Below are 23,385 nucleotides of genomic sequence, written 5' to 3' on the forward strand. Positions count from 1 at the left end.
AAAACATGACAGATCAGTCGATTAGGAGAAAAGAATGTCGGATATTAATAAAGTCGTGTTGGCATATTCTGGTGGGTTAGATACCTCGATTATTGCGAAATGGTTGCAGGATGAGTACCAGTGTGAAGTGGTGACCTTTACTGCCGATATTGGTCAGGGTGAAGAAGTTGAACCCGCGCGTGCTAAAGCGCAAGCCATGGGTATTAAAGAAATTTTCATTGAAGATTTGCGTGAAGAATTCGCTCGCGATTTTGTATTCCCGATGATGCGTGCTAATGCGATTTATGAAGGGGAGTATCGTTTGGGGACTTCTATTGCGCGACCATTGATTTCAAAGCGCTTAGTTGAAATTGCCCAAGAAGTGGGTGCAGATGCGATTTCACATGGCGCGACCGGTAAAGGAAATGACCAGGTTCGCTTTGAATTGAATGCGTATGCATTAATGCCTGATGTCAAAGTCATTGCACCTTGGCGTGAGTGGGATTTGTTGTCACGTGAAAAGCTGATGGCGTATGCTGAAAAACACAATATTGCGATTGAAAAGAAAAAGGGTAAAAAATCACCTTATTCAATGGATGCAAACCTGTTACATATTTCTTATGAAGGGGGCATTATTGAAGATCCGGCTAATGAACCTGAAGAAGATATGTGGCTTTGGACCGTTTCACCTGAAAATGCGCCTGATCAACCGACCTACTTGGATATTGGTTACGACAAAGGTGATATTGTCTCAATTAATGGTGAAGCCATGTCTCCGGCAACTGTGATGGAATATCTAAACAAGGTGGGGGGCGAAAATGGTATTGGCCGTGATGATTTAGTTGAAAACCGTTTTGTGGGTATGAAAGCACGCGGTTGTTATGAAACCCCAGCGGGTACCATTATGCTAAAAGCCCATCGAGCAATAGAATCCCTGACATTGGATCGCAATGCCGCGCACTTAAAAGATGAATTGATGCCGAAGTATGCTGAAATGATTTATAACGGTTTTTGGTTTAGCCCTGAGCGTGAGATGTTGCAAGCTTTGATTGATCAGTCTCAAGCTTATGTTTCTGGAAATGTTCGTTTGAAACTCTATAAGGGTAATGTGGTGGTTGTCGGTCGTACTTCAGAAAACAGCCTATTTGACGAAGCCATTGCCACGTTTGAAGAAGATGGCGGTGCTTACGATCATAAAGATGCCGAAGGCTTTATTAAATTGAATGCCTTACGTCTGAGAACCGCGGCTAAGAAACGTTTGAAATGACACCAACGCCAAGTTTTCGAGACCTCTTGAATTCGCCAGTCCTGATGCTGGGGTTCGGTTTTGGCTCGGGACTGTCGCCTAAAGCACCTGGTACGGCTGGAACGCTTTTAGGATTGGTGTTATTTGTGCCATTGTTAATTTGGTTGCCAATGGCGGCGTTGGCTTTGTTGATCGCAGGTACCTTAATGGGATCAATGATTTGTGGCCGCTCAGCCGATGCCATTGGCGTTCATGATCATGGCGGGATTGTTTGGGATGAATTTGTTGGCATTTGGCTGGTATTAATTTGTCTGCCGGAACAGTCTTGGCTTTATTGGGTATTGGCATTTGTTTTTTTTCGAGTTTTTGATATTTTAAAACCTTGGCCGATTCGTTGGGCAGACCAACGAGTTGCCAATGGTTTTGGCATTATGCTCGATGACATAATGGCAGCTTGTTATGCCATAATAATTATTTGGGGTTTGCAAACTGGCTTTTTGTAGTCTCTTTCGATATATTTTCTCAATTTAGAAATGAAGAGTGTGGTATTGATGTTTACACAGTGTGAAGAAGTAAAGCAATTAATTAAAGAACAGAATGCACAATTGGTCGATGTGCGGACGCCAGAAGAGTTTGCAATGAGTCAATTGCCCGGTGCGGTCAATTTACCCTTGCATGAAATTCATATTACCGCTGAAACTAAATTGGACAAAAATTTACCGGTTATCGTTTTCTGCCGTTCAGGCCAGAGATCGCAAATGGCGATGCAGCTTTTGCAGTCATTTGGGTTTGGTTCTGTTTACAATATGGGACCCTACCAAGCTTGGTATCAATGTCCGGATGTCGCATAAAGCTATTCTCATAGTTTGTAAAAGCACCTTAGGGTGCTTTTTTTATACCATGCCTAGGCATTTTCCTATGTCCAATCAGCAAAAAAACAGCAAATAAAAGAATAAGTATCTTTTACTTCGAACTCAGTTATTACGTATTTAATCTAGTAATTCCAGTTTGGTTGTTGTATGATTTCTAAAGGCTTTTTCGCATCTATTATCACTACGTGCAATTTATTTTTGGAGAACCCAGTGGAAAATAACAACATAAACGAAGTCAACATTGTTGATATAAAAATGCCATTTTGGTCAATGGTGATTTTTATGGTCAAAGCCGCTATCGCATCCATTCCCGCCTTCATTATTCTGGCCATTATATTTACAGTCGTTAATTTAATCTTAGGCGGTATCTTTGGTGGTATGGGGCGCTATTAAGTTTTCCACTTGAGTCCTGCGCAAGCGCTGGACTAACAAGCGAATGAAGCGGGCAGGCTTTATGAAAATAAATTTTCACATGCCGTTTATCCGCACCTCGTTATATTCATTGCGTGGGGCCTCATAATGAAAGAGAAATATATGAAATTAAATTATTTTTTAGTTTTTTTTGTTGCCCTAAATATATTAGGGTGTGGCGGTAAAAATGATACTGAACCGGGCGGTCTTGATTGCACGACTTCTGTGTATCCAGGTATTGCTGTTTATGTCTTCGATCAAGAAACAGATTCTCCCATTTCGTGCGGTGCAACAGTCGTAATAGGTAATGGAAGCTTTACGGAAACTGTTACTGAAGTTAACTTATATGATGGCTTTGAAGGAAATTGCATAAATTTTGGGGCTTTAGAGGGAATGGTTGGGAAAGGAAGCTACACGGTAATCGTTAGTAAGGTCGGTTATCAAGATTATGTAGCTACAGATGTAGAGGTTGTAGAGGGTTATTGCGGAGTGATTACGACTGATGTAGAGGTGTATCTTTCTAAATGAATAAACAAATCCTGTCAGCCTCGTCCACGATGTGGGCTAGACAGCTTACGCTCCGCCTGTTATGTGTCGAATGTAAATCTAGGAGTGTGTAGTGATATTGGTAAAATGGGCAATTATAGTTCTTGCTATCGATCTGGTTGGGTGCAATCCCAACGCGAAGTCTCGTTAATAAAATGGTTAGTGATTATGAGAAATAAGCGAATAAAGTATATAACTGCATTGTTATTCATGGCAATATTTACCACTGCGTCCTGTACAAATCATAAACAAATTAAAAGTGGTAGCAGTGATATGCACCACTTACGTAAAGCTGAAATGTATGAAGAATTTGCAAAGCTCTCTAGAGAAAATGGTAATGACCGCATGGTGGAGTACTATAGTCAAGAAGCACAAAAGGAAAGATATGGTTCATGCGGTTTATTTGACGTAGCATTATCCATCATCACTTTAGGCTTCTTTGACTGTGAATAATTGGCAAGTAACTGGGGTTAGAGTGTAGCTAAATTCAAATACTTTCTCTATGTCTTAATGATTGGTACATCATTAACGGTATTTCTTTCAACAATAGCAGTCGCAATACCTATTCCGAACCCAACTGCTAAAGAACTGGGGCTAGAGTCAAGCTAACATTGTAATGTCCTATTGTGGATTCAGATACTTTGAAGTGGATAGGCTAGATTTTCCCAGGCCTGGTTGTTTTTGGTTTTTTCGGCGGCTCGGCCGTGCCTTTCTGTTCATATTTTGTATAATCATTCCTTTATATTTTTGTTTGGCCAGTCTGTTAAAAAAGTCGCCAGGCCTGGGCGTTTTTGCCTGAAATTTATATCCAACGAATCAAACGTGCCGAGCGTTTAGGAGTAAAAGTAAGATGAAACTAGCATTACATTGGCAGATATTGATTGCGCTGTTGTTTGCCGTTGTCATGGGTGTATGGACAGGAGCAGAGACGCAATTGTTGGGTGTCAGTTGGTTAGCCATTTATACTTTTGTGGGGACCCTTTTCTTAAACGCACTGAAAATGATTGTGGTGCCTTTGGTGGTATCTGCCATTATTACGGGGGTCGCCAATGTCGGTAGTCAGGGAGGCTTTGGCCGTTTAGGGGCAAAAACGGTTGGATATTATGTGTTCACCAGTTTTATAGCCATTATGATTGGTTTGGTGTTGGTGAATGTGATCGAACCTGGTGTGTCTGGCGAAGCTGCCCCTGTCTTAGAGTCGAATGAAGCGGTGATGTCTGCCGTGGCAGGAAAATCGGCTGGCGATGTGGTTGATATCTTTTTAAGAATGATCCCCGTTAATGTTGTGGATGCGGCAGCTCAGGGTCAAATGCTGGGGTTGATTTTCTTTAGCTTGTTGTTTGGTTTTTTTATGACACGCATTGAAGGGCCTGCAAAAGAGACCCTAAACCACTTTTGGCAAGGTATATTCGATGTGATGATGCTAATTACCGCTTGGGTGATGAAGTTTGCGCCGCTAGGAGTGTTTGGGCTGGTTGCTGCTTCAGTGGCGAAGACAGGCTTGGATCAATTTGGCAATCTGGCATGGTTTTTTATGACGGTGGTGCTGGCATTGGCCACTCATATGTTGGTGGTGATGCCTTTACTTCTAAGGTTTGTTGGAAAAGTCCGCAATCCTTGGTTGCATTTTCAGGCAATGGCACCGGCATTACTAACGGCCTTTTCAACCAGTTCCTCTTCTTCGACTTTGCCCATTACCCTTAATGCACTGGAAAAGCGCGCTGGGGTTTCGAATCGGGTGTCCAGTTTTGTCTTGCCGCTGGGTGCGACAGTCAATATGGATGGCACGGCACTTTATGAGTGTGTTGCAGCGGTTTTTATCGCGCAACTGTTTGGGGTGCCTCTAGATTTTTCAACACAGCTACTTATTGTGGTGATCGCATTAACGACCTCGATTGGTGTGGCAGGGATCCCATCTGCGAGTTTGGTGGCGATTAGTATTATTTTGGTGGCAGTAGGCTTACCCGCAGAAGCCATTGGGTTGCTATTGGTGGTGGATCGTTTATTGGATATGATGCGCACGATGGTCAATATCTTTAGTGATTCGGTCGGCGCCGTGATCATTGCTCGTTCGGAAGGCGAAGATCAGGTCTTGGTATCGAAACACTTTTAATTCGAATATTTTATAAATTTGCACAGGCCTGGCTTGCCCCTTGATGCCACAAATGCTATTTTCTCAGTCGCACGTAATCGTGGATACGGGGCGTCTTCGAAAATTCCCTTGTGTAAAAAGGTTATTGAGCAATTTCAGCACATATTTATGAAATATACGAGTTAAAATCAATTAAATTATAAAGTCATTTCTGAGGGAATGAATATGAAACAAATGCACTCAATTTTTTTGCAGAGAATGGCGCTGGTTTTTGGCGCTATTTTTTGTAGCTCCGCGCAGGCGGTTTCGACAAAACCGCTTTCTGATTTATTAATTTACCCAACCTATTCTTTTCCCGCCGAGGTGGTCGCACATACCGAAACAACCCTAAGTAGCGAGCTGAATGCACGTTTGCAGTCGGTTAAGGTGCGTCCCGGAGAATCGGTTGAGCAGGGGCAACTTTTGGCAAAGTTAGACTGTGGTGATACCGAAGATGCCTTGGCGCTAAATGCTTCCTTGCAAGCTGAATCGAAAGCACAATTGAAATTAGCTCAATTGCAATTACAGCGTTTTCAAAACTTGGAAAAGCAGCAATATACCGCGACCAGTCAGATCGATGAATCACTCACCCAAGTACAAAGCATTCAAGCCCATTTGAATGGATTACGGGTTCAACAGCGACAAGCTGAGAGAGCAGTAAGACGCTGCGAAGTTCGAGCACCGTTTGTCGGTGTCGTGACAGACTTAATGGCGGGTCGAGGTCAGTGGTTATCGGTTGGCATTCCGGTTATGAAATTGGTTAGAAGTGATTTAGCGGAAATTGAGGTACAGTTGCCGTTAACTCTAGCGAATGAGATGGCTCAGCAAATGGGCTCTTGGCAAGTCAAAGGTAAGGCCGAGCAGCAGGTGGCATGGTTACGACAGAGTCAGGTGCTGTCACCTAATCAACGGATGGCGACGGTATGGTTTCAAGCCCCTAAATCTGCTCCGATTGGGCTAGCAGGGACTTTAGTCGTAACGATGCAAAAAGGTCATTTACCGGCAGAGTTTGTGGTGATGCGCTCTGGAAAACTGGGTGTATTTGTAGCCGAAGCTGGCAATGCAGTGTTCAAAATCTTACCCGAAGCTCAAGCTGGGCGGCCGGCTAAAATTCCAGAAGATTGGTCTAAGACGTTGGCTGTGGTGACTGAGGGGCAGCATCGTATTCAAACAGGGGAGGCACTGCGTTAAATGATGCGGGCACTGTTAAAAAATACGGTCTTATCCAATTTGGTGATGATACTGGTACTGGTCTTGGGTATTTCGGCCTATCAGATGATGCCAAGGCAACAAGACCCGAGTATAAATTTTAACTGGATTGTGGTGATTACCGCCCTACCAGGAGCGAGTGCCGAAGATGTGGAAACTCGCGTCACTCAGCCACTCGAAGATGCCTTGCGAAAATTACGCGATGTGAATTTTATTTCCAGCACTTCTCGAGTCGGTTTGTCGAATATTTTGGTGCGTTTTCGAGATATTGATTCACAACTGTTTGATAAGCGAGTCAGTGATTTAAGGCGCGAAATTCAAAATAAGAAAGATGAATTACCGACGGACGCAGAAGATTCAACCATTATTGAAATTACCAGTGCCAATGCCTTTCCTTCGGCAACCATCGTAGTTCAAGGCTATTCTGATGATGAAGTATTGCGAAGTCATAGTTATGTGTTGAAGCGAGAAATTGAACGTATAAAAGGGGTTGACCGAGTTGATGCGGTTGGTTTGGAAGACCCTGAGCTGCAAGTGCAAATGGATATGAATGCGTTAGCTGCGCATCAAATTACCCCGGATCAGTTAGCCGATGCGGTTTCGGCTCAGTGGCAAAATGTGGCTGCTGGTAAGTTACAAGTGGGCGGTCAGCAGTGGCTGGTAAGACATTTAGGACAAAGCATTAATCCTGAAGTGTTAGCGCAATTAAAAGTCCCTGTTGGCGGGGGAAATCAGGCGCTGGGTGAAGTTCCGCTATCGCAATTAGCTCAAGTCCGTTTTAATAAGGCGGATGCAACCCAAGAAGTCAGTTATAACCGTCAGCCGGCGGTGATGTTTGCGGTGATGAAAAAAGATTCGGCTAATACCTTGGCTCTGGTTGAACGCTTAAAAACCTTTATTGAAGATGCTAATGGCCGCTATCAATCGAATGGAGTTCAGGTGGTGTTAGCGGATGACCAGACTTTGCCAACTCGAAATGCCATTGGGTTGATGGAGAATAATGCCATTCAAGGGCTAATTTTGGTGTTATTAGTTAGTTGGCTCTTTTTAGGGTGGCGTATTGGTGTGCTGGTTTCAACTGCGATTCCGATTTCGTTGGCGGGCGTTTTCGTCGTGCTTTATACCTTAGGTGAAACATTGAATCTAACGGTTTTGTTGGGCGTGGTCATCGCTTTAGGGATGTTGGTTGATGTCGCGGTGGTGATGGTAGAAGCAATGGTGTTTCGGATGCATCAGGGCGCTACGTCATTAGATGCGGCGATTGAAGCCATGAAAGAAGTCGGTTGGCCAATCTTTGCTGCCATTTTGACCACCTTAGCCGCCTTTTTACCTTTGATGTTGTTACCGGGGATTTTGGGCGACTTTATGCGAGTGGTGCCGATGGTGGTGACAATTGCGCTGACAATTGCCTTGATTCAGGCCTTTTGGATGTTACCTTCTCAGACCCACTTAATGCATATTAAAATGACGGCTCATACTCGTTTAGAGGGCCGTCGAGAAAGGTGGATTAAGCGAATTCAAAACTTATACGGACGTATTTTGGTGAAAAGCTTCCGTCATCCTATTTGGACGGTGGTTTTATTAGTGAGTAGCTTTATCTCGGTATTGGTCTTGATTCAGTCGGGGCGAATTACCACCAACTTTTTTGCCTCTGATACATTACGGGTCTTTTATGTCAATGTGGAAATGCCCGCTGGAACGCCGTTAGAAGAAACATTAGAAACAACTCAAAAAGTGGAGCAACAGGCACTGGCTTGGCTGAAACCGGAGGAAGTCCGTGCAACTGTCGCTTATTCAGGACAAATGTTCACTGAAACGGAGCCGTTGATTGGCGAAGTCTATGGTCAGATTTTTGTCAGTTTAGATGATCCCGAAGCCTCTCAACGCGATGTGAATACCATTATTGATGGGCTGAGATCAGAACTGACGGCGAAGGCACCGGATGAGGCCAAGATCAGTTTGTTAAAGTTATCGGGGGGGCCGCCAAGCTCAAAGCCGATTAGTGTCAAGGTTCGAGGAGAAGACTATGCACGGATTCGTGAGGCGATTGAGCGGTTACAGTCGATTCTAGCCTCTATTGAAGGGGTTAAAGACATTACCTCAGATGCATCACTGGGTTCTCAACAATTGATTACCGAATTGAATTTGCCTGCTATTCATCGTGTTGGCTTGCGGCCATCCACGGTCGTCAGAAGTTTGAGATTATTAGCGGATGGCGAAATCGTGGCTCAACTCAATAAACAGGGTGAACTGATAGTATTACGCGTTAGAGCCGTTTCTCAGCAAACGCAAAACATCCAGGCCTGGTTAAATACGCCGATTGCAACGCCGTCTGGTCAACCCATTGCATTGGGTGAATTGGTGAAGGTTCGGACTCAACCGGGCTATGTGAGTTTGAAGCATTATAATTTCAGCCGATCCATTACGCTAGAGGCCGACTTGGATAAAACCGTTATTGATACGGTACAAGCAAATGATCGACTAATTTCCGAATGGGAAAAGGTTTCAGCAGAATATCCAACCATTTCTTTGGATTTTTCTGGAGAATTGGATGAAATACAAGAATCTCTGGGTGCTATGGGGATGTTGTTTGTGTTGGGGATTGGCTTGATGTACTTGATTTTAGCGACCCAGTTCAACAGTTATTTACAGCCGTTTATCATCTTATTTACCATTCCAATGGCGTTTACGGGAGTGGCCTATGGATTATGGATATCGGGCAATCCGTTGAGCCTTTATACTCTTTATGGGGTGGTTGCTTTATCAGGGATTGCAGTGAATTCCGCGATTGTATTAATTGCTGCAGCGAATGATCGTTTGCGGCGAGGAATGGGATTATTACATGCAGTGGTGTATGCAGCGCGTCGTCGACTGTTGCCCATTTTAATTACTGCTTTTACAACGATGGCCGGATTAATGGGGTTAGCGCTTGGTATTGGTGGCGATTCACTGATGTTTGGCCCTGTGGCAACTGCCATTGTTTGGGGGATCAGTGTGTCTACCGTGCTGACCCTATTTACCATTCCGTTATTGTACCGATTAATGGTTCGACGCAGATGAGGTTTAAAAATGGAAATGATTAAGCTTGAGGATATGAGCGCGTTTAGTCAGTTATCCTCTAATGAAGCGGAAGCCTGCTTATATCAACTATTGGTTAAAAATCTGTCACGGATGGAACAGGCTTTGGTACCGGATTTGTCTCATATTAGCCATTTTGCGAGTTATGCGGGCGACATGTCCTTAGAGGCGGTTGAACATATTCGTGATAATCGTTTCCGGCTGAGTTATCAGGTGCCTTGGCAAATGAATTGGAGCTGTGCAGGCCAGACAGAATCTGGCATCGCGAATGAGAAAATCCATTTCACGGTTTCCGAAGTTGGGCAATTAACCTTTTTATTCCTAAGGGTCGATTCATGAATGAAGAACGGTTAAAAAACTTCCAGCATAACCATCATTTTGTGCGCCACTCTAAGCAAAATGAACGACAGGTATGGATTGTATTGGCGTTGACGGTCGTCACGATGTTAGCCGAAATTATTGCGGGCACCGTTTATGGGTCAATGGCGTTACTGGCCGATGGTTGGCATATGAGCACCCATTTGGTTGCGTTTGGCGTGACGTTGTTTGCGTGGCGCTATGCTTATGCTCGTCAATCGGACCCACGGTTCAGTTTTAGTACCGGCAAAGTCTCGGTGTTGGCAGCTTATAGCAGCGCCATTTTTTTGGGGGTCGTTGCAGTTTTAATGATTGTTGAATCGGTTCTGCGATTTATTCACCCAGAGTCGATTGCCTTTGATCAAGCGCTCATTGTTGCAGTCGTGGGCTTGGTTGTAAATTTGGTTTCAGCGCTGTTACTGCATCATGATCACAGTGAAACCCATGACTCACACGGTCATGTGAGTAAAGACCATAACCACCAAGCGGCTTACCTACATGTCCTTGCTGATGCCTTAACCTCTTTGGCTGCGATTATTGCCTTGTTGGCAGGCAAGTGGTTTGGTTGGGGCTGGATGGATCCGATGATGGGGATTGTGGGTGGGGTGATTATTTTTATCTGGGTCAAGCGATTGACCAGTGATACCTCGAAGATTTTACTGGATTATAGTATTTCGCCTGATATCGAATCTGAGATTGTCGATGTCTTAGAGTCGATTCCGGAAACCAAGGTGGTGGATTTTCACGCTTGGAAATTAAATGCTGAAGATTATGCGGTGATTATTGGTTTGGTCTCGACGTCTCCTGATTTACCTGAAAACTATAAAGCTCGGCTGCAAAGGTTTGAGCAGTTAAAGCACATTACGATTGAAGTCAATCATTGTGATTAGAGAGTCGGTGTTAGTGCTCGGTTGTCGAGAGGAGCATTAGTCGCTGGTCGCTATGAATTTTTAGGATTTGAGCCTGGGGTCGCCAGTCACCGAGCACCCAACGATGTTTGGTTTGTTGATTGACTTGCAATTGATGATGTGCCGGCTGATGAGTGTGGCCATGAATAAGATGGTCGCATTGGGGGTGTGCTTTAAAGAGGGCTTCAACCGCCGTATTGGAGACATCCATATAGTGCATGGTTTTTTGTTGGCTGGCGGTTTTTGACCCTTGGCGCATGGCATTGCCAATCGCTAAGCGCCGCTTTTTCGGGAGCCATAAAAACAGGCGTTGAACCCAAGGGTGTCGCAGGAATCGCCGCATGCGTTGATAGCCCGTATCTTCTGTACAAAGTTCATCACCATGACACAGCAATAAAGGCAAACCATACAGCGTGACGCAGCTTATGTCCGTTAAGGGCTGAATGCCACTGGCTTGCCAAAAAGCCTCGCGCATTAAAAAATCCCGATTGCCATAAAGACCATAAAGTCGGACACCACTGTCACTGAGCTGTTTAAGCGCAGCGATTTCCGTTTGATATTCGACTAAGCCGATATCGTCTCCGACCCACATTTCAAATAGATCGCCTAGGATATAAAGTGCATCTGCATGGCGTGCATCCGTTTCGAGAAAGTGAATAAAGGCTTGGTTGATTGGGTGAGAGGGATCTGGTTGCAAATGAATATCTGCAACCAGTAACGTATAGGAGGTGCCGGAAGCAGACATGCTTAGTCAGATTCAATCACGCGTGTATTTTTGATCATAATATCTTCAACGGGAACGTCTTGATGCCCTCGGCGAGTCGTGGTTTCGACCTTTGCCATTTCATCAATGACCTCTAAACCATCGACAATTTTGCCAAATACGGCGTAGCCCCAGCCATTCAAATCTTTAGAGCGGTGATCCAAAAAGTCGTTATCGACCAGATTCATAAAGAACTGAGTGGTTGCGGAATTAGGGTCCATTGTTCGTGCGTAAGAAAGGCTGCCTCGAACATTCTTTAAGCCATTGTCGGCTTCATTTTCAATAGGGTCGCCTGCGGGCTTATCTTCCATGCCGGGCAACATGCCTCCGCCTTGCACCATAAAGCCTGGGATGATTCGGTGAAAAATGGTGCCGTTATAGAAACCATCCATTGCATAATGAACAAAATTTTCAGCACCAATCGGTGCTTTTTCGTGGTCAACTTCAACGGTGATGTCGCCCAAAGTGGTTTCAAAGATAACTTGGGTTGTCATGGTTAGATTCCTGTTAGTAATTAAGATAAAAAATAAGGAGTTGGTTGTGTACTTTATAGACTTAAAACGACCAGGCCTGGTCGTTTTAAGTCCCTAGGTGGTGACTTATTGTATTTGTGTAACCTTCGTCATAATGATTGGGGATAAAGGCACATCGCCCATTCCGCTGTTAAAACCGGTTTTGGCTTGACGAATTTGATTCACGACGCGCATTCCTTTAATGACACGACCGAATACAGCATAGCCATAAGCACGTTCGGTTTTTTCACGAAAGTCTAAAAAACTGTTTTGAGCGACATTGATAAAAAACTGAGATGAGGCAGAATGCGGGTCATTGGTACGTGCCATAGCGACGGTGCCAATTTGATTTTTAAGGCCATTGTCGGCTTCGTTTTGAATGGGGGCATGCGTTTTCTTTTGATGCATCTGCTCAGTGAAGCCACCGCCTTGAATCATAAAGTTCGGAATCACTCGATGGAAGATCGTTCCTTCATAAAAACCTTCATTTACGTATCGTAAAAAGTTTTTTACCGTTTTAGGGGCTTTATTGGGGTAAAGTTCAATAATAATATTGCCTTTCGTGGTTTCAATCAGTACTTGTGGTAACTTTTGGTCGGCTGCAAAAGCACTATTGAAGAAGAATAATTGGCTCAAAAGGGCCCAAAGTAAAAAACGTTTCATGGTTGAACTCCCAAATAAAAGTGGTCATTATTTTAGCATGATGACATTTTGTATGGCGCCGAATATTGGATTTTTGGCTGAGATCAGACTGGAAGTTTGTTTTTCGGAGGATGGTTTTAAATCTGTCCCCGTCACCAGACTGTCATGTATTATTTAAATTTTTTATTATTGGTTGAGGATGATAATGAAGGTGGATGAATGAGCTCGGATATGAAAGGGTCTATAAAGAAACCGGCGTTGTCCTATGGGTTGGTCGCTATTCAGTTTTTGGCCATGGCAGGGATGCTACTTTCAGCGGATTGGATTGCTCTCAATGTTTGGGGTCTTATGCAACTTGCTGGCGCACTGTTAGCCATTTGGGCGGTTTTGACCATGCATTTAGGGCGGTTTAATATCGTTCCTGATCCACGCCCGGATGGTGTTTTAGTGCAAACCGGTCCCTACCGTTGGATCAGACATCCGATGTATGCCTCGCTACTTTATGTGTTTTTTCCGATGACGGTCACTCATGCGTCGTTTGAAACCAGTGTTTTATTTGGGGTTCTGGTATTCGATTTATTGATAAAACTGCATTACGAAGAGCAGTTGTTAATAAATCGGTTTACCGATTATGTCGATTATCAACGACGAACACAGCGACTGATTCCGTATCTTTATTAATCAATTCGATAGGCAACTTCAGACATTATCAACTGCTTGCATCAGTGTGCGTGGTATAATGCTCGGTTATTATTTTTAGACTAGACAGGTTTAATTTCACATGAGTCAAAACACTGCATCCCCAGTCGATAAACCCACCAATTTTATCCGTCAAATTATTGATAAGGATCTGGATTCTAATCGAATCTCTCAGGTTCAAACACGCTTTCCGCCAGAGCCAAATGGGTACCTTCATATCGGCCATGCAAAATCAATTTGTTTGAACTTTGGTTTGGCAGAGGATTATCAAGGCCTTTGCAATTTACGTTTCGATGATACCAATCCGACCAAAGAAGAAATGGAATACGTTGAAGCCATTAAAAAAGATGTTGCTTGGTTGGGGTTTGATTGGGCAGGTGAGCCTCGCTATTCCTCCAATTATTTTGACCGTTTTTATCAGTACGCGGTTGAATTGATTGAAAAAGGGTTAGCCTATGTTTGCTTTCTAAATGCAGAAGAAACCCGTGCTTATAGAGGGACTTTAACGGAGCCTGGAAAAGATAGCCCGTATCGTGATACCTCAGTAGCGGAGAACTTAGCGTTATTTGCCAAAATGAAAGCCGGTGACTTTAAAGAGGGTGAATGTGTGTTGAGGGCAAAAATCGATATGTCTTCGGCCTTTATGTGCCTGCGGGATCCAGCTTTATATCGTATCCGTTTTGCTTACCATCATCAGACGGGGAATGAATGGTGTATCTACCCAATGTATGATTTTGCTCATTGTATTTCTGATGCAATTGAAGGGGTAACGCATTCTCTTTGTACTCTTGAATTCCAAGACAATCGTCGTTTGTACGATTGGGTACTGGATCATTTAGAGGACTTTAATCGTCCTGATCGTCCATATCAATATGAATTTTCGCGTCTGAATCTTGAATATACGATGATGTCCAAACGCAAATTGCATCAACTGGTGCAAGATGAATTGGTGTCAGGCTGGAATGATCCGCGGATGCCGACCCTTTCTGGATTAAGACGTCGTGGGGTGACACCAGCGGCTATTCGTGATTTTGCTGAGCGTATCGGTATCTCAAAGGTCGATAGTATGACCGAAATGGGTATATTAGAAGCCGCGATTCGGGACGATCTGAATGTGGTCGCTCCTAGAACAATGGGGGTGGTTGATCCTGTTGAGCTTATTATTGAAAACTATCCTGAAGATCAGTTAGAAACCCTGTCAGCGCCTTTACATCCCCAAAATGAGGCGATGGGACAAAGAACGATTCATTTTAGCCGTCGCCTTTATATTGACCAGGCCGATTTTGTGGAGGTTGCACCTAATAAAAAATGGAAGCGTTTAGCCCTCGATAAAGAAGTGCGTTTGAGAAATGCCTATGTCATTAAAGCGCACAAAATGGAAACGGATGATACTGGCAAAGTGACGAAAATTTATGCTACCTATGATCCAGAAACCTTGGGCAAAAACCCTGCAGATGGACGTAAGGTCAAAGGGGTGATTCATTTTGTCGAAGCAACCCAGGCGTTATCCGCAGAATTTCGACTATATGATCGCTTGTTTAGTGTGCCAAACCCGGCAAAATCGGATGATTTTGAAGCGGTGATTAATCCCGAATCTTTGGTCATTAAGCAAGGATTTGTTGAAGCCAATATGGCTGATGCTCAGCCAGAAAAAGCTTATCAATTTGAACGTGAAGGGTATTTTTGCCGAGATAACCAAGCCAAGCAAGCCTTAGTGTTTAATAAAACGGTTGGGCTTAGAGATACATGGAGTCAAGTTTAATGGAGAACTTATCTTCTGGTTCAGAACCGTTAAAATTTTATAATACGGAAACACGAAAAAAAGAAACTTTTAAGCCGATAAAGCCGAATCAGGTTGGACTTTATGTCTGTGGCGTGACGGTCTATGATTTTTGTCATGTAGGACATGCCAGAGTGATGGTGGTGTTTGATACCCTCGTACGTCATTTGCGACAACAGGGGTATGAGGTGACTTATGTTAGAAATATCACCGATATTGATGACAAGATTATTAAGCGAGCCCTCGAAAATCAAGAATCCATTCAATCGTTAACACAGCGTTTTATTGAGGCAATGCACGAAGACGAAGCTGCATTAAATGTGTTGCGTCCGGATATTGAGCCAAAAGCAACGGATTATATGCCGAAAATTGAGCAAATGATTGCGAAGCTGGTGGATAAGGGATTTGCTTATGCCGCAGACAATGGCGATGTCTATTTTCATGTTAAAGCCGATGAAGATTATGGCCGTTTATCGGGCAAAACGCTTGCCGATTTAGAATCCGGTGCGCGGGTTGAAATCAATACCGCAAAAAAGGATCCATTAGATTTTGTATTGTGGAAGGCCTCTAAAGAAAATGAACCTGCCTGGCCTTCTCCGTGGGGAGACGGGCGTCCTGGATGGCATATTGAATGTTCTGCTATGTCAACAGACTGTTTAGGGAGCCATTTTGATATTCATGGCGGTGGTATGGATTTAAGTTTTCCACATCATGAAAATGAAATTGCCCAATCAGAATGTGCCACTGGTGAAACCTATGTCAACTTATGGATGCACTGTGGGTTTGTGCGCATTGATGACGAAAAGATGTCGAAGTCCTTGGGTAACTTTTTTACCATTCGAGAAGTGCTAAAGCAGTATCATCCTGAAGTGATTCGTTATTTTTTATTGGCCAGTCATTATCGTAGCCCAGTTAATTATTCTGAAGAAAACTTAAATAATGCCAAAGCCAGTGTTGGACGTCTCTATTCTGCATTAGAAGCTATTCCGACGGATGACTTGGCCTCCGCATCAGTCGCTCAGTCAGAGCTAGAAGTAGAATTTATGGCTGCAATGAATGATGACTTAAATACCCCGCAAGCGTTGGCGGTGTTATTTGAATTGGCGAAGCAGATTAATATTCAAAAACAACCAGGCCTGGCTGTTTTACTGAAGAAATTGGCCAATCAATTGGGGTTGTTGCAACAGACGCCAGAGCAGTTTTTTAAATCACAACCTTCTGTATCAAGCCTTGATGATCAAGCGATAGAGTCATTAATCGCTGAGCGGGCTGCTGCACGTCAAGCTAAAGATTTTGCTCGGTCAGATGCGATTCGAGATGAATTATTGGCGCAAGGCATTGAGCTGTTGGATAGCGCCACCGGCACCACTTGGCGGAAAATATAAGGATAGCTTATGAAGTTTTTATGGAATTTTTAATATTAGGATTTGACAATATAAATTTTTTCTATTAAACTGTGCTCAATTCATGGTTTTTTCATGAGTATCCTCCTCTGATTATTTCTCGAAAGGGAATTAATGCATTTCAAGCCTCAGGTGTCCCTGGGGCTTTTTTTTATCTCAATTTTCTAATAGATGTGCTCGTTATGGAGAAAAGGCGATGCTTTTTAGGCTAGCTGCTGTCTGTCGAAAAGGGGGGAGGCTATTGGCCACCGATAGGGTGCATAAAGTTTTCTAAACGATCATACTTTTTATTGAGGATTGATTTAAAGATGGTGGTGTATTCTAGAACCGCTTTGACATAGCCGCGGGTTTCAGAAAAAGGGATGGTATCAATCCATTGGTCTGCCGCCATAGTTTGGTGTTTTGGGATCCATTGATCAACTCGTTTGGGTCCCGCATTGTAAGCAGCGGTAGCGAGAATACGACTACCATTATATTTTTGGTGTAAATAACTGAGATACGCACTGCCCAGTTGAATGTTATCTTGTGCGTGCGTAAGTCGATTATAACGCCATTTCGGTAGCCCTATCTTTTTGCCTATATAACGCGCCGTATTGGGCATCAGTTGCATCAGCCCAATCGCACCTGCAGATGAACTGATATTATTGGCAAAAGCGCTTTCTCGACGCATGACACCATAAACCCAAGCGGGATCAATGGTGTTTTTGTTAGCCGCCTGCATGACGGGCTCTTTATAGGGGGTTGGGAAGCGCAATGATAAGTCATCCCATTTTTTGACTTTAGAGATGGTTTGAATGGCAAGATGGTGTTGATTCCAATCCGACATTAGATTGGCAATGGCTTCAAAGTCGTTCGCATCTGTATGCTCTAACAAATGATACCATTCCCTTTTTAAACTGATTTTCCAGTCGATGGCGATCAATTCTTCAATAATGCGAAGCTGTGGGTATTTTTTCTGTAAGCTGGCTTTACTTTGAGATTGACTGGTTGCTGGGTTGAACCGATAAGGTTGGTTTAACCAATCGGCAGCCAAAAAACCATAAAAATTGCGTTGTTGAGCAAGACGTTGATAGATGCTTTTTGCTTCATTTGCTCGGTTGAGTTTTGACAGGGAGCGGGCGAGCCAGTATTGCCAGCGATTCTTGTTCTGATAGTCACTGGGCATTCGGTCATATAAGTCCATATATCGCAGCCAATCGCTATTGCGAATAGTGAGTTGTAACTCCCATTCTAGGGTTTTATTGTCTTTGCTCGCTTGGTCAATTTGAGCCAAAGTTTCACTGGCAGAAGGGTCATAACGATATGCCATTCGCAGGCCAATGGTCTTGGTAATCGCACTGACTTCTTCAATGTTTAAACCGTATTGGGTCGCGCGTTTTTCGAGTAAAGACAATGCCTTATGAGGCTTGCTATAGGCATACCGTAAGATGCCTTGTTTGAAAATTTGCTGTCGAATAACGGGCGAAATCCCTGCGGGCATTGCTCGAGTGACTAACTCAGGGGTTCGGTAGACTTTTAGCCAGTAGGCTAACGCTTTCTGTTCAATCTTTGAAAGATCTCGGCCAACTTTTTTGGCAATATGAATCTTGCCTTTTTGCATGGACAGCTGAATTTTCTGCCAAACCATAGAGCCAGTGAGAGCCTTTTTTTGACGTAAATACCGATCAAGCGGCTTGCAGGCAGACGGTATGACCAATGACTCCACCCATAGCTGCTTAGCTTGGGTCAGAACTGAATCAGGTGACTGTTGGGCAATGGTTGCGCGAAGCGCATAGCAACTTAGACTGGTTGAGTTAATTTGTGACCCTGGGTAATGTTTAAGAAACAGGGACCATTGTTGTGTTTTGCCTAGATGATAAAGCCATTTTCGTTTTAAAAAGAAGGGCAAAGGGCTTTGTTGGGTGTTAGCCAGATAGGTTTCAATTAGTGGCGCAGGCGTTTCCTCTAAATGGTACATATAGTCTAAATAGGGAAGATAGTGATATAGACTGTAATTGACTAATTGCTGTTTATATTTGGCTATCAGTGGTCGATCATTGGCTTTAATTGCTTCATAAGCTTTTAAAAAAGTTTGTTGCTTGGCCGTGAGTTGGCTGCGATCCACTGCAGCCAAACTATAAAGGGGTATTGACAGCAGTAGAAGCGTGAGTATTAAAGACTGAAGCTGGGTGCCAAACAAAGATTGAGCGGGGTGTTGCATACGTTAGCTTTTGACCCAAACAGTAATTTTAGTTCCAGGTTGAAGAATATCTGAACGCTTTATACCATTCCAATTGCAGAGTTCTTGGGTTGTGACGCGATATTTTTGAGCAACAATCCACAGGCTCTCACCATTTTTTAGGGTATGAGATAACTCCTTGCCATAACGGTCTGATCGAATGACTAATTTTTGCCCCTTGCGAATGGGCTTACGAATGCTAATGCGATTCCATTCACAAAGCTTTCTCGGGGTGGTGTTATAGTAGCGCGCAATGGTCCAAAGGCTTTCACCTGACTGTACCTTATGAATGTGTTGTTGCCCTTGATATCGCCGAGATTTTTTTAAAGGTTGCTCGGCAATTGTATGGCTTTTAGGGAGAGGGATGAGTAATGTTTTCCCAGCTCGTAAGAAGCTGGTTCTCATGCCATTGAGCCTTTTGATTTCCTTACTTGAGGTATGGTAGCGATAGGCGATAACACTTAGGCTTTCGCCTGACTTGATTTTATGTTGTACCCAGTTGACGGCGAAGTTCTGAGGGGCTTTTTGGTAGGCTTTTTTAAAAGTCGCCATTTTATCAATAGGCAATAATAGCGCATAGTTTTTAGACGGCGTCGGAGGGGTTGCCAGTCTTAGATAGCCAGGGTTTAACGTTTTTAAGGTGTCGACTTGTGTATCCAATTCTTGAGCGACTTTGGTTAAGCTGATTTGATTGGATAAAGGCACTTTGGCAAAATAGGGCTTATTGGGTATCGGCTCTAAATCAATACCGACTTGACGTCGGTGTCGAATTAGATACGAGATGGCGAGTAGTTGTGGCACATAGTGTTGCGTTTCCTTGGGTAAATAGTCCCGAATATTCCAAAAACTGGCCAAACCATTAGGGTGTTTTTTCAAATAACGTTTTTTGGCCTTCAGAATATTGCCATAGCCACTGTTGTATGCGGCTAAAGCCAATAGCCAATCATAATCATTTTGCTTATAAAGTGCTTGTAAATAATCGAGAGCAGCCAAGGTGCTTTTTTCAACATCTTGACGGCCGTCATACCACCAGTTCTTGTGCAATCCATACATATAGCCAGTTGCGGGCATGAACTGCCAAAGGCCGGCCGCATCGACATAGGAACGGGCATAAGGGTAATAGCCACTTTCAACGATTGGTAAAAGAGCGATTTCGTAAGGCATTTGGCGGCGTTTCACTTCACTTAAAATAAAGTGTAAATAGGGTTTAGCCCGTAATGAAACTCGCTTAAAGTAACTAGGTCTTTTTTGGTAGTAATTAAGGTAGTCTTCAAAATGGGTGATGTGTGCCGGTTCAATAAAAAAATGGTCCGTCAATTCGTTCCAAAGGTTTTGGTAAGGCTTAGTGCCGGGTGCGAACACATTTTCAGTATCATCACTTGGCTTTTCAATGGCAGTTGATGTGAATTGGTTTTTTACTTGAATAACCGCCAGTTTAAATGGGTCGATAAAAGCTTCATCGTGTGGAATATGTGGTTCATTGACGGGGAGCGCAGGCAAAGGGGGACGGGTTTCTAATGTAGTACTTTCATCTTCTATAGTGGCTGCTGCAGGTTGGCTGGCGATGATTTTAGGTTGGCTTAACGACGTCAGACTGGGTAATTCTGGTAATTGAGCGCAACCCGTTAAGCTGAGTAATAAGGCTAGGCTGATTAATGAGAGGGGAGAACGATAAGTTTTAATCATTGTCATTTAATTCCAGAATGCCAGAGGCATCGCATGCATCTTTCCAGGCCCTTAAGGTTGCAAATAAACTGGCTGGTGAGTCGGCGTTCGCACCACGGTCAACTAGGGTGTTTTTTAAAGGGGGTTGGTCAAATCTCAAAAAAGGGTTGGTCTGTTTTTCAATACCTAAGGACGCAGGGACGCAAGGTTGTTGCATTAGGGTTCTTTGGGTTACGCTATTCAGGCGCATTTGGGTTGTGAGGTTATCCGGTTCAGCGATAGTCGCAAACTTTAAGTTGGCATAGGTGTACTCATGGCCACAGTAAACACCACAAGTGTCTGGTAACGTACGAAGAGTTAGGAGTGATTGAGCCATCAGCTCAGGCGGATAGTCCCATATTTTGCCACATCCTCCTGTGAACAACACATCCCCGCAAAAAAGTGCTTGAGGATTGAAATAAGATAAATGCTCTGGGCAGTGTCCGGGGGTCGAGAGGACGTTAAAAATCTCTCCTGATAGTGTCACAGTATCGCCATGTTTGAGTGGGTGACTGATCCCTTTAAAAGGCCCCTCTTTATTGCCGTAAACAGGCACTTCACCAAAGAGATCGAGTAATCCTTGAACGCCATCAACATGATCATAATGATGGTGGGTAATTAAAATGCCAGCTAACTGGCATTGCTGGGTTTGTAAGTATTGAATAACGGCGTTGGCTTCTCCTGGGTCAACCACCCAAGCTTCTGTTGCGTCGTTGGCGTTATGGATAACCCAAGTATAATTGTCCGATAAAGTCGGTATCCCAACGATTTTCATGTCTGCCCTGTTAATTGCTATAATGCCAGTATTCTAACAAATCTGACCTAATAGAGCATGACGAATCAGCAATTTCAAAGCTTTTTAACAGAGTTCTTTCGTTCTCCACAAGGGCATGCTTTGTTAAAAGGGGAACAAACGATTATTGACCGAACGCTCAGTCAAGTTTTTGGGCTCTATTTAATTCAATTAGGGCAAATCTGCGAAACGGATTTGCTAGTGAATTCACGTGTCAGTCACAAAATCTTAGTCGATGATCATCTGCCCGTTTCTCCACCAGCCTGTTTTATACAAGCTGATATTGATTATTTGCCGATTCAGCCGGATTCGGTGGATGTGTTTTTACTACCCCATACCCTTGAATCGGTGGTGGATCCATACCATCTGTTGCGCCAAGTCGACCAAATGTTAATTGCAGAAGGTCACTTGTTAATTACCGGCTTTAACCCTTTAGGGTGTCGGACCATAATCAATCGGATTCAGAATACAGGAGGGGGCTTCAAACAGGCACATTTTATTCGAGTTCATCGTCTCGTTGATTGGCTGAGTTTGCTGGGTTATGACATTCAATTGATCAACTACAGTGCCAGTAATTGTTTCAGCCCAAAACCTAATGGTCGTTGGTGGCATTCATTTGAACGTGGCTTAGGACGCGCAGGCTTACATTTTGGAAATGTTTATGCTATTTTGGCAAAAAAACGGATTTTTTCACCAACGCCAGTGGGTCTAAACTGGCGACTAAAAAATTGGTTAACTGTCACCAAAGGGCAAAGACCCATGGCGACTAACCGAAGTCATAGACAGGCATCAGAAACAATAAGGAAAAGAAAGTAGTATGCAAGTTGTTGAAATATTTACGGATGGCGGTTGTCGAGGGAATCCCGGTATTGGTGGCTGGGGGGCGTTATTGCGTTTTGGTGAGGTAGAAAAAGAATTAAGTGGTTCCGCAATGGATACCACGAATAATCGTATGGAACTGACAGCTGCGATTGAAGCACTCAAGGCGTTAACTCGTCCATGTAAAGTGGTGCTGACCACCGATTCACAATATGTTAAAAATGGCATTAACCAATGGATGCCGAATTGGAAGCGCAATAATTGGAAAACGGCCGCAAAGAAACCCGTTAAAAATCAAGACTTGTGGCAAGCGCTTGATGCGGCGTTATCAACCCATGAAGTTGATTGGCAGTGGGTTAAAGGACATTCAGGGCATGCAGAAAATGAGCGAGTAGATGCATTGGCAAATGCAGCAATGGATGCATTGAAAACCCGCTAAACGACCAGGCCTGGCCATTTTAGCGGGAGGAGAACTAGCTTAGGAGCGAGAGAACGTTACTGTAGTTTTGGTTGTTTTGAGCCTGCATTGCCAAAGACGCTTGGTTCAAAATTTGAAGTCTTGATTGATCCAATACCGCACTGGCATAATTTGTATCATTAATTTGGCTACGCGTTGCCTGGGCATTAACATTTTGATTGGCAAGATTGGAAGCAGAGGCAGTTAAGCCATTCTGTTCAGCACCAAATTGAGCGCGATTTTCAGAAATGACGCCCAAGGCATTGGTGAGTTGAGATTGCGCTGCTAGGGCATTATTTGGATCACTAATATCTAACCCGTTTAACCCAAGCGAATTGGTGGTTAAGTCTGGTAAGGTTAAACTTGCTGAATTATCACTGCCAAGCGCGATATCCACAGATGCAGTGTCCGAATTTAACAGTTTCATACCATTAAAAGAGGTGGACTCAGCAAAGTCGTTAATGCTTTTTAACCCTTGTTGAAATTCAGCATTGAGCGCTGCTCTTTGAGCGCTGTTATAAGTCCCGTTTAATGACTGTATGCTCAGTTCATTTAAGCGTTGAAGTTGGTCTGTTATCTGACCCGCAGCGCTATCCGCAGTTTGTAGCAAATTGCCACCAGTCGTGGCATTTTGAATGCCAATGTCTTGCGTATTGATTTTAGTGCTTAGGGAAGCGACGATTGCACTACCAGCTGCATTATCAGCCGCACTATTAATTTGTGAACCGGACGTTAAGCTTTGGTTGGTCTTATTTAAGCCGTTCATTATTGAGCTGTTGTCAACGACATTTAAAGATTCGATAGCCATGTTATGACTCCTTTTCTGGGCTTTGGGGGAGTGATAAGTCACAAGTTGAT

At 43.7% G+C, this 23,385-nt stretch carries 23 protein-coding genes; 16 read left to right on the plus strand and 7 right to left on the minus strand.

Annotation, left to right across the window (positions count from 1 at the left end):
• Positions 1-34: 34 nt before the first annotated feature.
• The 11 genes from CYQ88_RS04055 to dmeF all read left to right on the plus strand — a co-directional run bounded on the left by CYQ88_RS04055 (position 35) and on the right by dmeF (position 10,719).
• Positions 35-1,246 (plus strand): argininosuccinate synthase, encoded by a 1,212-nt coding sequence (locus tag CYQ88_RS04055; RefSeq protein ID WP_101840068.1) that lies wholly within the window; start codon positions 35-37, stop codon positions 1,244-1,246.
• Positions 1,243-1,728 carry a phosphatidylglycerophosphatase A gene (locus tag CYQ88_RS04060; RefSeq protein ID WP_101840069.1) on the plus strand — a complete coding sequence of 162 codons (486 nt, stop codon included), beginning with the start codon at positions 1,243-1,245 and terminating at the stop codon, positions 1,726-1,728. Before CYQ88_RS04055 ends, CYQ88_RS04060 begins: the two co-directional genes overlap by 4 nt.
• Positions 1,729-1,776: 48 nt before the next feature.
• A complete protein-coding gene (locus tag CYQ88_RS04065) occupies positions 1,777-2,076 on the plus strand; it encodes a rhodanese-like domain-containing protein (protein ID WP_101840070.1) in 300 nt (99 codons plus the stop codon).
• A gap of 231 nt (positions 2,077-2,307) precedes the next feature.
• Positions 2,308-2,490, plus strand: a complete 183-nt coding sequence (locus CYQ88_RS04070) for a hypothetical protein (protein ID WP_101840071.1) — start codon at positions 2,308-2,310, stop codon at positions 2,488-2,490.
• Positions 2,491-2,616: 126 nt separating this feature from the next.
• Positions 2,617-3,036, plus strand: coding sequence for a carboxypeptidase regulatory-like domain-containing protein (locus CYQ88_RS04075; RefSeq protein ID WP_143483756.1), 420 nt, complete (start codon positions 2,617-2,619; stop codon positions 3,034-3,036).
• A gap of 186 nt (positions 3,037-3,222) precedes the next feature.
• Complete coding sequence (locus tag CYQ88_RS04080) at positions 3,223-3,507, plus strand: hypothetical protein (RefSeq protein ID WP_143483757.1); 285 nt, start codon at positions 3,223-3,225, stop codon at positions 3,505-3,507.
• Between the two features lie 397 nt (positions 3,508-3,904).
• The gene (locus CYQ88_RS04085) at positions 3,905-5,167 is read left to right on the plus strand and encodes a dicarboxylate/amino acid:cation symporter (RefSeq protein ID WP_101840074.1); all 1,263 of its coding nucleotides are present in this window, start codon (positions 3,905-3,907) and stop codon (positions 5,165-5,167) included.
• Between the two features lie 204 nt (positions 5,168-5,371).
• A complete protein-coding gene (locus tag CYQ88_RS04090; protein ID WP_158236005.1) occupies positions 5,372-6,376 on the plus strand; it encodes an efflux RND transporter periplasmic adaptor subunit in 1,005 nt (334 codons plus the stop codon).
• Positions 6,377-9,454 carry an efflux RND transporter permease subunit gene (locus CYQ88_RS04095; protein WP_101840076.1) on the plus strand — a complete coding sequence of 1,026 codons (3,078 nt, stop codon included), beginning with the start codon at positions 6,377-6,379 and terminating at the stop codon, positions 9,452-9,454.
• Positions 9,455-9,463: 9 nt separating this feature from the next.
• Positions 9,464-9,811, plus strand: a complete 348-nt coding sequence (locus CYQ88_RS04100) for a hypothetical protein (protein ID WP_101840077.1) — start codon at positions 9,464-9,466, stop codon at positions 9,809-9,811.
• Positions 9,808-10,719, plus strand: a complete 912-nt coding sequence (dmeF, locus tag CYQ88_RS04105) for a CDF family Co(II)/Ni(II) efflux transporter DmeF (RefSeq protein ID WP_101840078.1) — start codon at positions 9,808-9,810, stop codon at positions 10,717-10,719. The genes CYQ88_RS04100 and dmeF overlap by 4 nt, the downstream gene beginning before the upstream one ends.
• Positions 10,720-10,729: 10 nt before the next feature.
• Here the strand turns inward: dmeF and CYQ88_RS04110 are convergent, their stop codons facing one another.
• The 3 genes from CYQ88_RS04110 to CYQ88_RS04120 all read right to left on the minus strand — a co-directional run bounded on the left by CYQ88_RS04110 (position 10,730) and on the right by CYQ88_RS04120 (position 12,675).
• On the minus strand, positions 10,730-11,482 hold the full coding sequence (locus tag CYQ88_RS04110) for a UDP-2,3-diacylglucosamine diphosphatase (RefSeq protein ID WP_101840079.1): 753 nt from the start codon (positions 11,480-11,482) through the stop codon (positions 10,730-10,732).
• Positions 11,483-11,484: 2 nt separating this feature from the next.
• Positions 11,485-11,994 (minus strand): peptidylprolyl isomerase, encoded by a 510-nt coding sequence (locus CYQ88_RS04115; RefSeq protein WP_101840080.1) that lies wholly within the window; start codon positions 11,992-11,994, stop codon positions 11,485-11,487.
• 105 nt (positions 11,995-12,099) lie between these two features.
• Positions 12,100-12,675, minus strand: coding sequence for a peptidylprolyl isomerase (locus CYQ88_RS04120; protein ID WP_101840081.1), 576 nt, complete (start codon positions 12,673-12,675; stop codon positions 12,100-12,102).
• A 198-nt stretch (positions 12,676-12,873) separates the two neighbouring features.
• On the opposite strand from CYQ88_RS04120, the gene CYQ88_RS04125 reads away from it, so the two are divergent.
• From CYQ88_RS04125 to cysS, 3 genes are all read left to right on the plus strand, one after another.
• Positions 12,874-13,335, plus strand: coding sequence for an isoprenylcysteine carboxylmethyltransferase family protein (locus CYQ88_RS04125; RefSeq protein WP_101840082.1), 462 nt, complete (start codon positions 12,874-12,876; stop codon positions 13,333-13,335).
• Positions 13,336-13,435: 100 nt separating this feature from the next.
• Positions 13,436-15,115 (plus strand): glutamine--tRNA ligase/YqeY domain fusion protein, encoded by a 1,680-nt coding sequence (locus CYQ88_RS04130; RefSeq protein WP_101840083.1) that lies wholly within the window; start codon positions 13,436-13,438, stop codon positions 15,113-15,115.
• Positions 15,115-16,518 carry a cysteine--tRNA ligase gene (cysS, locus tag CYQ88_RS04135; RefSeq protein WP_101840084.1) on the plus strand — a complete coding sequence of 468 codons (1,404 nt, stop codon included), beginning with the start codon at positions 15,115-15,117 and terminating at the stop codon, positions 16,516-16,518. Before CYQ88_RS04130 ends, cysS begins: the two co-directional genes overlap by 1 nt.
• 256 nt (positions 16,519-16,774) lie before the next feature.
• On the opposite strand, the gene CYQ88_RS04140 is transcribed toward cysS, so the two are convergent.
• From CYQ88_RS04140 to gloB, 3 genes are read right to left on the minus strand one after another with little or no spacing between them, the layout of a single operon-like run.
• Positions 16,775-18,736: a lytic transglycosylase domain-containing protein gene (locus tag CYQ88_RS04140; RefSeq protein ID WP_101840085.1), complete on the minus strand. Its 1,962-nt coding sequence runs from the start codon at positions 18,734-18,736 to the stop codon at positions 16,775-16,777.
• 3 nt (positions 18,737-18,739) lie between these two features.
• Positions 18,740-20,446, minus strand: coding sequence for a LysM peptidoglycan-binding domain-containing protein (locus tag CYQ88_RS04145; protein ID WP_233188807.1), 1,707 nt, complete (start codon positions 20,444-20,446; stop codon positions 18,740-18,742).
• Positions 20,433-21,233, minus strand: coding sequence for a hydroxyacylglutathione hydrolase (gloB, locus tag CYQ88_RS04150; RefSeq protein ID WP_101840087.1), 801 nt, complete (start codon positions 21,231-21,233; stop codon positions 20,433-20,435). Before gloB ends, CYQ88_RS04145 begins: the two co-directional genes overlap by 14 nt.
• A 57-nt stretch (positions 21,234-21,290) precedes the next feature.
• On the opposite strand from gloB, the gene CYQ88_RS04155 reads away from it, so the two are divergent.
• Entirely contained in the window at positions 21,291-22,067 is a 777-nt protein-coding gene (locus tag CYQ88_RS04155; RefSeq protein ID WP_101840088.1) for a methyltransferase domain-containing protein, read from the plus strand.
• A gap of 1 nt (position 22,068) precedes the next feature.
• Positions 22,069-22,509: a ribonuclease HI gene (gene rnhA / locus CYQ88_RS04160; RefSeq protein WP_101840089.1), complete on the plus strand. Its 441-nt coding sequence runs from the start codon at positions 22,069-22,071 to the stop codon at positions 22,507-22,509.
• A 34-nt stretch (positions 22,510-22,543) separates the two neighbouring features.
• Here the strand turns inward: rnhA and CYQ88_RS04165 are convergent, their stop codons facing one another.
• Positions 22,544-23,335 carry a flagellin gene (locus CYQ88_RS04165; RefSeq protein ID WP_101840090.1) on the minus strand — a complete coding sequence of 264 codons (792 nt, stop codon included), beginning with the start codon at positions 23,333-23,335 and terminating at the stop codon, positions 22,544-22,546.
• Between the last annotated feature and the right edge of the window lie 50 nt (positions 23,336-23,385).

Source organism: Hydrogenovibrio sp. SC-1 (genome assembly GCF_002848135.1).
GTDB lineage: Bacteria > Pseudomonadota > Gammaproteobacteria > Thiomicrospirales > Thiomicrospiraceae > Hydrogenovibrio.